The sequence below is a fragment of the Xanthomonas sp. LMC-A-07 genome, from assembly GCF_030208825.1.
Lineage (GTDB): Bacteria > Pseudomonadota > Gammaproteobacteria > Xanthomonadales > Xanthomonadaceae > Xanthomonas > Xanthomonas campestris.
The window spans coordinates 101,598-113,891 of the sequence record NZ_JARVTF010000008.1 but is presented as its reverse complement, the minus strand read 5'-3'; the positions used below and the strand labels follow the sequence as shown (position 1 = coordinate 113,891).

At 65.0% G+C, this 12,294-nt stretch carries 8 protein-coding genes and 1 pseudogene; 6 read left to right on the top strand and 3 right to left on the bottom strand.

Going from position 1 to position 12,294, the window contains the following annotated elements; all coding sequences use genetic code 11:
* Positions 1-48: 48 nt before the first annotated feature.
* Complete coding sequence (locus tag QRM89_RS08005) at positions 49-2,076, bottom strand: sodium-translocating pyrophosphatase (RefSeq protein WP_285447734.1); 2,028 nt, start codon at positions 2,074-2,076, stop codon at positions 49-51.
* Between the two features lie 267 nt (positions 2,077-2,343).
* Here QRM89_RS08005 and QRM89_RS08000 point away from each other — a divergent pair, with 267 nt between their 5' ends.
* Together QRM89_RS08000 and QRM89_RS07995 are read left to right on the top strand one after the other, a co-directional pair.
* On the top strand, positions 2,344-2,832 hold the full coding sequence (locus QRM89_RS08000) for a hypothetical protein (RefSeq protein WP_070694290.1): 489 nt from the start codon (positions 2,344-2,346) through the stop codon (positions 2,830-2,832).
* A gap of 414 nt (positions 2,833-3,246) precedes the next feature.
* A complete protein-coding gene (locus QRM89_RS07995; protein ID WP_285447733.1) occupies positions 3,247-3,918 on the top strand; it encodes a hypothetical protein in 672 nt (223 codons plus the stop codon).
* Positions 3,919-4,480: 562 nt separating this feature from the next.
* Here the strand turns inward: QRM89_RS07995 and QRM89_RS07990 are convergent.
* On the bottom strand, positions 4,481-5,737 hold the full coding sequence (locus tag QRM89_RS07990) for a 6-phosphofructokinase (RefSeq protein WP_285447732.1): 1,257 nt from the start codon (positions 5,735-5,737) through the stop codon (positions 4,481-4,483).
* 159 nt (positions 5,738-5,896) lie between these two features.
* Between QRM89_RS07990 and QRM89_RS07985 the strand changes: the two genes are divergently transcribed.
* The 4 genes from QRM89_RS07985 to QRM89_RS07970 all read left to right on the top strand — a co-directional run bounded on the left by QRM89_RS07985 (position 5,897) and on the right by QRM89_RS07970 (position 9,795).
* Positions 5,897-6,460: an adenylate kinase gene (locus tag QRM89_RS07985; RefSeq protein WP_103700336.1), complete on the top strand. Its 564-nt coding sequence runs from the start codon at positions 5,897-5,899 to the stop codon at positions 6,458-6,460.
* A gap of 354 nt (positions 6,461-6,814) precedes the next feature.
* Positions 6,815-8,173, top strand: a complete 1,359-nt coding sequence (gene mpl, locus QRM89_RS07980) for a UDP-N-acetylmuramate:L-alanyl-gamma-D-glutamyl-meso-diaminopimelate ligase (protein ID WP_103700381.1) — start codon at positions 6,815-6,817, stop codon at positions 8,171-8,173.
* Positions 8,174-8,187: 14 nt separating this feature from the next.
* Positions 8,188-8,769: an LON peptidase substrate-binding domain-containing protein gene (locus tag QRM89_RS07975; protein ID WP_070694292.1), complete on the top strand. Its 582-nt coding sequence runs from the start codon at positions 8,188-8,190 to the stop codon at positions 8,767-8,769.
* Positions 8,770-8,910: 141 nt separating this feature from the next.
* Positions 8,911-9,795: a bestrophin family ion channel gene (locus QRM89_RS07970; protein ID WP_103700337.1), complete on the top strand. Its 885-nt coding sequence runs from the start codon at positions 8,911-8,913 to the stop codon at positions 9,793-9,795.
* 482 nt (positions 9,796-10,277) lie between these two features.
* Here QRM89_RS07970 and QRM89_RS07965 read toward each other — a convergent pair.
* A pseudogene (locus QRM89_RS07965) lies at positions 10,278-12,260 on the bottom strand (VTT domain-containing protein); the annotation flags it as partial.
* Between the last annotated feature and the right edge of the window lie 34 nt (positions 12,261-12,294).

Sequence of the window (12,294 nt, the reverse complement as noted above, 5' to 3'; positions counted from 1 at the left end):
GCATCGCTCCGGGCCCACGAAGTCCGCAGATCGCCTCAAGCACAGCGCTTAAAGCAGCGGCACCAACAGCAACGCGACGATATTGATGATCTTGATCAGCGGGTTGATGGCAGGCCCTGCGGTGTCCTTGTAGGGGTCGCCCACGGTGTCGCCGGTGATCGCGGCCTTATGTGCTTCGCTGCCCTTGCCGCCGAAATGACCATCTTCGATGTACTTCTTGGCGTTGTCCCAGGCACCTCCCCCGGTCGTCATCGAAATCGCAACGAAGAGCCCGGTCACGATGGTGCCGATCAACAATCCGCCCAGCGCACGCGGCCCAAGCAGTAGCCCGACGATGACCGGGACCACCACCGGCAACAACGAGGGCACGATCATTTCGCGGATTGCCGAGCGCGTGAGCATGTCCACCGCGCGGTCGTATTGCGGCTTGCCGGTACCAGCCATGATGCCGGGGATTTCGCGGAACTGGCGGCGTACTTCTTCGACCACCGCACCCGCGGCGCGCCCCACGGCTTCCATCGCCATTGCGCCGAACAGGTAGGGAATCAGTCCGCCAATCAGCAAGCCAATGATCACCGTGTGGTCAGACAGATCGAACGCGAATACCTCGTTCGGATTGGCAGCCTGCAGGTTGTGGGTGTAGTCGGCAAACAGCACCAGCGCGGCCAGTGCCGCCGAGCCGATCGCATAGCCCTTGGTCACCGCCTTGGTGGTGTTGCCGACTGCATCCAGCGGGTCGGTGACATTGCGTACTTCTGGCGGTAATCCGGCCATTTCGGCAATGCCGCCGGCGTTGTCGGTGATGGGGCCATAGGCGTCCAGTGCCACAATCATGCCGGCCATCGACAGCATCGCCGTGGCCGCGATCGCAATCCCGTACAGGCCGCCAAAATGGAACGCGCCCCAGATTGCCGCGCACACGGCAATGACCGGCAGCGCGGTGGATTTCATCGAGATCCCCAGGCCGGCAATGATGTTGGTGCCATGACCGGTCGTGCTTGCGGCGGCCACGTGCTGCACCGGCCCATATTGCGTGCCGGTGTAGTACTCGGTGATCCACACGATCAGCCCGGTCAGGACCAGGCCGATCAATGCGCAGGCATACAACGACATCGCGCCGTGCGCGTTGTCGCGCATCAATGCCTGCGTGATCGGCCAGTACGCAATCGCCGCCAACACACCGGACACGATCACGCCTTTATAGAGCGCGCCCATGATCGAGCCGCCCGGCTTCACCTTCACGAATGCTGCGCCAATGATCGAAGCGACAATGGACACGCCGCCCAGCACCAGTGGATACAACACCGCATGCGGTCCGGTTTCGGCCAGGGTCAGGCTGCCGAGCAGCATCGTGGCAATGACGGTGACCGCATAGGTTTCGAACAGGTCCGCCGCCATGCCTGCGCAGTCGCCGACGTTGTCACCGACGTTGTCTGCAATCACGGCCGGATTGCGCGGGTCGTCTTCGGGGATGCCGGCCTCGACCTTGCCCACCAGGTCGGCGCCCACATCCGCGCCTTTGGTGAAAATGCCGCCACCCAGGCGCGCAAAGATCGAAATCAGCGATGAACCGAACGCCAGGCCGACCAAGGCATGCAGGTTCTGCTCAAGCGGCAGGCCGATGGCTTGCAGGACGGCGTAGTAGCCGGCAACACCCAGCAAGCCCAGGCCGACCACCAGCATGCCGGTGATGGCGCCGCCGCGGAAGGCAACGTCCATGGCCTTGCTGATCCCGTGCCGTGCGGCTTCTGCGGTGCGCACGTTGGCGCGTACCGACACGTTCATGCCGATGTAGCCGGCCAACCCCGACAGCACCGCACCGATCGCAAAGCCGATCGCGGTGTACCAACTCAGAAACAGCCCCACCAGCACGAACAACACCACGCCCGCGATGGAAATGGTCAGGTATTGCCGGTTGAGGTAGGCGCGTGCGCCCTCCTGGATGGCAGCGGCGATTTCCTGCATGCGTGCATTGCCGCTCGGCTGCGCGACCACCCAGCGCGCCGACAACACGCCATAGACAATGGCCAGGACTGCACAACCCAGCGCGAGCATCAATCCGTAGTGTTCCAGCATGACCCCTCCCAAAAGAATGGATGTCGTCCGGTCGGGACGAACGAAGGGCGGTGCGCGACGAGTGGAACGGCGAAGACGGACTCGACGGCCTGACTAGGCCTGCTGCGCGTCGCGATGTTCATGTGGCCGGATTGCGGCCGAGTATGCGCCGCGTACTGCATGCCTGCCAGCACCACGCTTTGGCGCCGCGTTCAGTGATGGCATGACAGCCTGCCGCCACCGTGATCGACCCGATCCAGGAGCCTATGTATGTTGAAATCCGCCTTGATGATGACCGGCCTGCTGCTGAGCGCTCCTGTGTTTGCCGCCGAGCCCGCACCGGAAATGCAGCGTGCGCCTGGCACGGCGCAGGCGATTGGTGCAGCGCACACCTTGCGCCAGATTCCCGAAGCCTGTGCCCGTCTGGAAGGCGTTTTCACCGGTAATGCGGCGCAGCCGTACACATTTTCGGTGACGCGCAGCAGTCCTACCTGTCAGCCGCGCGCTCGCTTCGTCGACTACGCCAAAGCTGCACCCAGCGTGGCCTCCGGTTGGATCTTTAATGATGTGATCCGCGTACCGAGCGCGGCCTGCCCGTCACAGCAGGCGGTCGTGCGCGTATGGCGCAAGCCGGTTGCGGCCAAGCCGCAGCTGGATGGACAAGGGCAGTCGCGTATCTATCTGGAGGAGGCCAAGCAGCAGGCCGCTGCCGGCAAAATCCCGCAGGTCCCCATGTTTACCGCGCAGCAGACGATGGAAGGCAAGGCCTGCCAGTAAGAGCGGCTAATGCGGCCGCGCGTGCCTAGGGCGTCAGTTCGGTCTGCGTGCCTAACTTTGTGGCGCTACATGCATGCATGTAACGCGCGCGGCGCCGGTGGTGCAGTGGGTCAATCATCAATGCCTGCTTCCGTGTTGCGTAGCATGCCAGGAGCGACAGGTCATGTAGTGGCGCGTCGTTCACCAGTGCGCCGCCGTTCAAAGGCCGATTGGGCTTGATACCGACGCTTTGCTGAGAACAAGTCGTGCCAACGAAGTCGCGTCAGCCACATCAATCGCATCGGAGCATGCGCTGCATCTTCGACGCACGGCGCTAACGCGGCGCAGCGTGGTTTGCCGCCTGCTTGCCATGCAGCGTTCTCCGTCCTAGTGGTGTTCAACGCCAACGGCGCTGGAGTTTTTCTTGAGAAGCCTATGAAGGTATTGCGTCACTCCCCGGGACTGCTGGCCGTGTTCGCGTTATGGCACCCGGTGCCCGCACGTGCAGCAGCCAGCATGGTGGTCGACGATGCCGGCGTGACGCCACGCGGCCAGTGCCAGCTCGAAGCGTGGTGGCGTGCGACGCCCGGCGGTGCATCGGCCACGGCAGTGCCTGCTTGCAACCTCTGGGGCACCGAATTCGCGTTGGGAATGACCGACGTCCGGCACGGATCGGCTGCGCTCGACATCGGCGCAAAACGCATGCTGCGCGATCCGGAGCAACACGCATGGGGGCTGGCGGTGTCAGTGGGCCTGCAACGCGCCTGGCAGGAGCCTCAGCAACGCGCCAGTTACATCACCGTGCCGCTGACGTGGTCGCTGGGAACGGAAGCGAACACGCTGATTCACGTCAATTTCGGCGCGCTCGTCACGCACGCTGGCCCGGACACCACGACTGCAGGTGTCGGCCTGGAGCACGTGCTCACCCCCGCCTGGACGGTCCTGGCCGAAGCATCGGGAGATGATCGCGACGGTCATGGTGCGCAACTCGGACTGCGCAGACTGGTGGGCAAGGCCTCCAGCATCGATCTCCTAGTTGGATGTGATCACGCGACCGCACCGCGTGGGTGGATCACGGTCGGGATCAACCTTGCAATGTTGCCGTGATGCCAGTAACTGCTAGGGCAGTCATCAGGGGATGCTGGAAGCGTCCAACTGTGACACCGGTGCTCAGCAAGCGCCGATTCGCTCGAATTTTCGGTAAGCGGTTACATCCAAGGAGCGCGCACTGCAGTCGCTATTCACGGGTTTACCACAGCCTTAATGCGCTCCGCGATAACAGAAGCTGCCCGAACGCCCGCGTGTTTCGAGCATCGAACAGGCATTAAGACAACCGTGCTGAGCACACGGAAATCCTTCGGCCAGTATGTGACAGCCTTGGACAAAGAACGCGTAAAGGGCGATGTGCTTGGCAATGCCAAACGGCCATTAGTAGTTGCCGCTCAGGCATTAATACTCACGACTGCAACCTGGACATGTGGCGAGAATCGTTAGCTGTCGGCCGGTTGCGCTTGTAATTCGCGTTCGCCGCAACTGTGCGCTGCAACGGACGGCGTCGATAAGCTCAGGTCTGAAAAGTGCAGCACCCCCGCTAAGAGGGTGCAAAATGGATTTCGTAGATCTGCGTGGGTGGAGGGCCACCTGTCAGTGAGAGCGCGGCAGCTCTAACTCACCCTTCCCAGGCCGGCAACTTCTTGGCCACGGCAACGTTCTTCAGGCTCACGTACTTGGGAAGTCCATCGCTGCCGTAGGCCAGCGGGGCTTCGCCCTTGATCAGTGGGGCGAAGTAGCGGCGGGCGCGTTCGGTGATGCCGAAGCCGTCCTTGCGCAGGAAGCTGGGCGGCATCTTCTTTTCGTGGTTGGCCACCTTGTGCAGCGGGGCGGGCACGATCTTCCAGCGATAGGGGGCGTCGCTGACCCGCTCGATCACCGGGATCACCGCGTTCATGCCCTTGAGTGCGTACTGCACCGCGGCCTTGCCCACGGCCTGGGCCTGTTCCCAGTCAGTCTTGGAGGCGAGGTGGCGTGCGGAACGCTGCAGGTAATCGGGTAGCGTCCAGTGCACCTTGTAGCCGAGTTCCTGTTTGACCTGCGCCGCGAGGAAGGCGGCCACGCCGCCGAGTTGCGCGTGGCCGAACGAATCGGCCGCGCCGCCGGCATCGGCGACGAATTTGCCCTGTGCGTCCTGGATGCCCTCGCTGGCCACGACCACGCACCAGCCGACCCGTTCCACCACCTGGCGCACCTTGGCCAGAAACGCGGCCTGATCAAAGGCGCGCTCGGGCAGCAGGATGATCTGCGGCGCGTCGTCCGGGCCTTGGCCGGCCAGGCCTGCGGCGGCGGCCAGCCAGCCGGCGTGGCGGCCCATCGCTTCGTAGATGAAGACCTTGGTGGAGGTGTCGGCCATGGCGGCCACGTCCAGCGCCGCTTCGCGCACCGAGACCGCGGTGTACTTGGCGGCCGAGCCGAAGCCGGGGCAGGTGTCGGTCACCGCTAGGTCGTTGTCGATGGTCTTGGGCACGCCGATGCAGTGCAGCGGGTAGCCGAACGCCTTGGCCAGCTGCGAGACCTTCAGTGCGGTATCGGCCGAGTCGTTGCCGCCGTTGTAGAGGAACCAGCGCACGTCGTGCGCGCGCAGCACCTCCAGCAGGCGCTCGTACTTGGCGTGGTCCTGCTCCAGCGATTTGAGCTTGTAGCGGCAGGACCCGAACGCGCCGCCGGGGGTCTGCGCCAGCGCGGCGATTGCCGCGGCAGATTCTTTGGAGGTGTCGATCAATTCCTCGCGCAGTGCGCCCAGGATGCCGTTGCGTGCAGCCAGCACCTTGATCTTGCGTGCGCGCGCTTCGCCGATCACCCCGGCAGCGGTGGCGTTGATGACGGCAGTGACACCGCCGGACTGGGCATACAACAGGTTGCCGTTGGTCATAGGGGGACACACTCCTCAGATGGCGACATGGCGCGGGGGACATTGCGGGGACATTCCCCGGATGCGGTAAGCTGCACGACCATACGGTCAGCGCTGGCGAAGGCTTGAGTCTAACGCCGCCCACCGCAACGCGTTTTTATTCGAAAGTGGAGTCCACTGATGCGATTGGTTCTGTTGGGACCGCCCGGTTCGGGCAAGGGCACCCAGGCGGCACGGCTCAAAGACACGTTTCAGATCCCGCACATTTCCACCGGCGACCTGCTGCGTGCCGAAGTGGCCGCCGGTTCACCGCTTGGCCTGAAGGCCAAGGAAGTGATGGCGCGTGGCGATCTGGTGTCCGACGAGATCCTGCTCGGCATGCTGGAAGCGCGGTTGGGCCAGGCCGATGTGGCCAAGGGCTTCATCCTGGATGGTTACCCGCGCAACGTGGCCCAAGCCAATGCACTGGACAGCTTGCTCAGCAAGATCGGCCAGCCGCTGGATGCGGTGGTGCAGCTGGATGTGGCCAGCGAATTGCTGGTAGAGCGGATCGCCGGCCGTGCCAAGGCCGAGGGCCGCGAAGACGACAATCCGGAATCGGTGCGCAAGCGTCTGCAGGTCTATACCGATTCCACCGCACCGGTGATCGGTTTCTACGAGCAGCGTGGCAAGTTGGCGCGCGTGGATGGCGTCGGTTCGCTGGACGAAGTGCTCGAGCGTATCGGCCAGGCCCTGGGCCGCTGAGCCGTCGGGCCGGGCGGCAGCGCCCGGTCCTTCCTGCCAGTGGAACAGTCGCTGGCGGGGCACGTGATCGGTACCAAACCGTGCAAAAGAAAAACCCCGGTCGTACATGACGACCGGGGCGGTAATGGCGCCAGTAATGAGCTTGCTCAAAGCCCCACAGCATGAGCTCCCTGGGGATTTGGCCTCTTGGGGAGTAGGACCAAAGGGGTGCTGCGACTGGCGTTCAGCATAGTGACGGATGCAGCTACCCGCGTGTATCGGGAAGTTCCCGACAGCCCGGTAGGGGTTTCCTGACGTTGGATGCGGTGCGGATTCGAATATCCCGCAACTCCGGCGATCGGCGACAATGAGGCCATGAGCAAACTCCACATCCTCGGCATCGCCGGGACCTTCATGGGCGGCGTTGCCGCGCTGGCACGCGAACTGGGTTGGCAGGTGGAAGGCAGCGACCAGGCCATTTACCCGCCGATGTCCACGCAGCTGGAAACCCTGGGCATTCGGCTGGCACAGGGCTATCTGCCCGCCAACATCTCCGCCGATGCGCAGGACGTGGTCATTGGCAATACGCTTTCGCGCGGCAATGCGGCGGTGGAAGCGGTGCTCGATGCAGGCCGCCGCTACAGTTCGGGCGCGCAATGGCTGGCCGAGCAGGTGCTGCCCGGGCGCGACACCCTGGCCGTGGCGGGTACGCACGGCAAGACCACCACCACCACTATTCTCAGTTATCTGCTGGAGGCCGCCGGGCGCGCGCCGGGCTTTCTGATTGGTGGCGTGGCCGAGGACTTTGGCGTCTCGGCGCGGCTCGGGCAGGGCCGGGAATTTGTGGTGGAAGCGGACGAGTACGACACCGCGTTCTTCGACAAGCGCAGCAAGTTCGTGCACTACCGCCCGTTGGTGGCGATCCTCAACAATCTTGAGTACGACCACGCCGACATCTTTCCGGACGTAGCCGCGATCCAGCGCCAATTCCATCACCTGGTGCGGACGGTGCCGGCGCGCGGGCGGCTGATCGTCAACGGCGAGGATGCGCGGCTGGCCGAGGTGTTGGCGATGGGCTGCTGGACGCCGGTGGAGCGCTTTGGATTCGATCCGGCGCTGGACTGGAGTGCGCGGCTGTTGGCCGACGATGGCAGCCGCTTCGCCGTGCTGCATCGGGGTGTGGAGATCGGCCAGGTGCAGTGGCCATTGCTGGGGCGCCACAACGTGCTCAACGGGTTGGCGGCGCTGGCCGCGGTGCAGGCGGTGGGCGTGGACCCGGCAACGGTGATGCCTGCGCTGGCGCGCTTTCAGAGTGTGAAGCGGCGGCTGGAAGTTCTGGGGCAGGCGCAGGGCATCACCGTCTATGACGATTTCGCCCATCACCCCACCGCGATCGCCACCACGCTGCAGGGGCTGCGCGCGAAGGTCGGCACTGCGCGCGTGCTGGTGGCGATGGAGCCGCGCAGCAATTCGATGCGCCTGGGTGCGCATGCGCAGGCACTGGCGCCGTCGTTGCACGATGCCGATGCGGTGGTGTTCCTGCATCGGCCGGAACTGGCCTGGGACGCGACGCCGATCATTGCGCAGGTGCGTGGTCAGGCGCATGTCGCGCAGGATGTGGACACGTTGTTGCGCATGCTGGGTGAGATCGCGCAGCCGGGTGACCATGTGGTGTTCATGTCCAATGGCGGCTTCGATGGTGCGCCGCGCCGCTTCCTGGCAGGCCTGGCATGACCGTGCAGCCCACGATGCCGGCCGAGATCACCTCGTTGCCGCTGTTCCCGCTGCACAGCGTGCTGCTGCCCGGTGCGACGATCGGCTTGCGCGTGTTCGAGCGCCGCTATCTGGATCTGGTGCGCGATTGCGGGCGGACCGGCAGCAGTTTCGGCGTGTGCCTGATCCTGGATGGCAGCGATGTGGGGGCGCCGGCGGTTCCTGCGGCGTACGGCACCGAGGTGCGCATCGAGGATTTCGATGTGGGCGCCGATGGCGTGCTGGTCTTGCGCCTGCGTGGTACCCGGCGCTTTCGCGTGCAGCGCTCGCGCGTGCGAGACAACGGCCTGGTGGTGGGTGAGGTGAGCTGGTGTGAGCCGGATAGCGACGACGAGCTGCGCCCCGAGCACGGCCTGCTCGCCACCGTGCTCGAACGCATGCTGGAGCAGGTGGGTGGCGAATTTGCATCCGCTGGCCCCGGCCTGCTCGATCAGGCTGCCTGGGTGGGCTGGCGCCTGGCCGAGCTGCTGCCGTTGAGCGAAGGCCAGCGGCTGTCGTTGTTGCAGGAGGACGACCCGCATCGCCGCCTGGAGCAACTGCTGGCCTGGATGCCATAACCGCTGCGGAGTGTGATGTGCGCGCGTGATTCCTCACCGCACTTGCACCGCTGCGACGGCAGACTCCGCACGCTTGAGTGCGCCAGTGTGCATCCCGCAGGGAATGCGCTTGGCGCGGTTGATTAACGACCGGGGTGTGCCGTGATCATCGATGTAAAACCGCGTGTGACCGATGTCTTCCTGCAGGTGTGGCGAACGCTGGCGGTGCTGTTTGTGTGGGACGTGCTGGTCACCATCATTTATTACGTGCTGCCGTTCCGCGCACCGGCGCTGCCGCTGACGATCTTCGGTTCGGCGTTGGCGTTATTCCTGGGGTTTCGCGCCAATTCCACCTATCAACGCTGGTGGGAAGGCCGCGTGCTGTGGGGGCAGATGATCAATGCTTCGCGCAATCTGGTGCGCCTGTGTGTGAGCGTGCTATCCGCGCCAGAAGCCGCAGCGGTGGGGCGCAGCATCGCGCTGCGTCAAGTGGCCTATGTGCACGCGTTGCGCTGTCAGTTGCGGCGGCTGCCGGTGGGCGTGGAGCTGGAGCCACGCCTGGGTGCGGACGAAGTGGCTGCCGTGGTGACGCGCACCAATGTGGCCAACGGATTGCTCGACACCACCGGGCGCGCGGTGGAACAGGCGCGGCGTGATGGCTGGATCGACAGCATCCAGCAGGCCAGTGTGGAACGCATCCTGGTGGACATTGCCAATGCGCAGGGCGGAATGGAACGCTTGAAGAACACGCCGCTGCCGTATCAATACCGGTTCTACCCGAACCTGTTCACACGCGTGTTCTGCATCCTGTTGCCGATCGGGCTGGTGGAAACCCTGCAGTACGCCACACCGGTGGGCTCCACCGTGGCCGGGCTGATGTTCCTGGCGGTGCTGAAGATCGGCGACGAGCTAGTCGACCCATTCGCCAACACCATCCACGACCTACCATTGGACAGCATGTGCCGCACGGTGGAAATCGATGCGTTGCAAGCCATCGGTGAGCGTGCGCCGGAGCCGCTGCAGCCGGTGGATGGGGTGTTGTGGTGAAGGAATAAGGCGCCGAGCACGTGGCTGCGTGCTGTGATGCGTTGTCTTTGGCGGTGCGGATCGCTGAGCGATTGTGTGATGGCTGCATGCCGAGCGTGCCGCACGCGTGCGGATGCCAACTACACGCGCACTGCCAAAGGGCTTCGCGGAGATAGACGTGATCGCTCGGCAGCAAACATTGGGTGTCACCGAGAGCGCGACGCGGATGCTTTAGCCCGGCGCTACTTTCGCTCCGTCGCCGCGCTCAACCTGCGCAGTGCAATGCGCACCTCTTACCAACGTGGTGTGCGAGAAAAATCCACACACAGTGGCTCTACGGTGCAGCCATCAACGTGGCGCGGCTGCTCACCGCCTCCGCCTGCTGCCGACGCATCCGCCATGCATCAGCGCGGTGATCCATCGCGCTGTGCAGCAGTCTGTTCGGACTGAGTGGCGGTGGCGGGGTGCGCTGCAGAGGGCTCACGCCGGGGGCCGCCGTGCGGTGTTGCGTCGATCAGCATCACCGGCACCTGCGAGCGCCGACGTTGTTCCACCCGATACGGCAGCGGCCCCAGTGCATCGCGCAGTGCGCTCAGTGCCGGGTCCACACCGCGCAGCGGGTACCACAGCCCGACCAGGCTGAAATGCCGGCTGTAACGCAGCGTCTGGGTGCTGCCGACCCACAGCGGTTGCGCGTCTGGCAGCAGTCGCGCGGTGGCCGGCCAGAGCCGCAACACATGCACATGGCCGGGTGCGGCCGGGCGCACCATCAGCAGGGCTTCGACCTGTGTATCTAGCGTGGCCGGCAGGATCGGCACTTCATCCGGGCGCCCGCTCACATCCAGCAGATGCAGCGCCTGCTCCCAGCCGGCTTGCGGTTGCGCCCGCCAGCCGCGTGCTTCGAGCTGACGCTGCAGCGGTGCCAGCGGGCCGGCGAGTTGCACATCCAGCGGCCAGCGCTGGTCGTCGTCGAACTCATTGCGGCGGGCCGGCAGCAGACGCCACTGCCCGCTCCACCAATCGCTGGCCTGCAATTCCATCAACAGCGGCGGAGGCGGTTCGAACTTGGCGAGTTTGGCCACCAGATTGCGCGGCGCGAACGCGATCGCACAGGCCAGGAACACGCCGTAGAACAGCCACGACACCGGCTTGACCCAGAACGCGCGGGTGGCACGGCGGCGATAGGCGATGCCCAGCACCAGCAGCCAGAAAATGCCGAACAACATGCCGCCGACCACGTCACTGAGCCAGTGCGCGCCCAGGTACAACCGCGCGAACCCGATCAGCGAGACGATTGCGCCGCTGACCAGGTACGGCCACACGCGCCGCCGCCCGGGCAGCTCACGCGCGATCAGCAGCGCGAAGAAGCCGAACCCGATCGTGGCCATGGTGACGGCCACCGACGGGAAGCCGAAGCCGCTGCTTGCTGCCGGTGGGCGCACCACCTGCACGGTGGCGCCCAGCAGCTGGGTCAAGGCGAGCCCGAACGCCAGCGCGATCACCCAGTGGGTCACGGCCATCCAGCGCCCACGCCAGGCCAGGTAGCCCATCGCCGCGGCGATCGCCGGCAGCAGCACCTGCCAATCGCCCAGCGAGGCCAGCGCCACCATCGGGTAGTCGGCCAGCGGGTTGCGCAGGGCCAGCATCAGATCGTGCACGGCCAGGTCCACGCGCAGCGGCTCGCCGTGTGCCAGCACCACCATCAACAGTACGAACCAGCCCCAGCCCAGCAACAGCAGCATCAGCGCCATCATCGCCAGCGGCACCGACTCGCGGCGGCGCGGGTCGAACACGCTCACTGACCAGTTGCCCAGCACCGGGTGACGGTGCGACCACTCCAGCAGCCGTGCCAGCAGCGCGTCGAGATGGCCGGCCGACCAGCGGTATGAATACAGCACCACCGCCCAGGCCAGGCCGATCACGGCTGCCAGCAACGCCACCACCACAAACAACCGTCCGGCCACTGCGGCCACCGCGTCATACGCAGTGCCCAACACCCAGCCGGGCACCAGGAACAGCAACGCCCACGAGATGCAGGCCAGCCCGCTGGCGATCAGATAGCGTTTGAACGGCATGTGCGACATGCCGGCGATGGCCGGCACGAACGGCCGCACCGCCCCCACGTAGCGCGCGATTACGATGCTCTTGAACGCGTTGCGCCGGAACAACAATTCGCCGCGCTCCAGCAATTGCGGGTAGCGGCGGAACGGCCAATAGGTATGCAGTTGGTGGCCCCAGCGATGGCCCACCCAGAAGCTCAGCGCGTCACCGATGAAGGCGCCCAACGTGGCGCAGATCACCGCATAGGGCCCGTTGATCTGGCCAAGCCCGATCAACACGCCAATGGCGAACAACAGCGGCAACGCGGGCACGATGGCGCCCAGCACGATGACCGCATCGCAGAAGGCAATCGCAAAGATCACCACGCCAGCCAAGGTGGGGTGGTGTCCGATCCACTCCAGCGTGGCGTCGATCCATGAGTTCATCCCCGAATTATAGGTGGGCCTGGCGGCGGCTGAC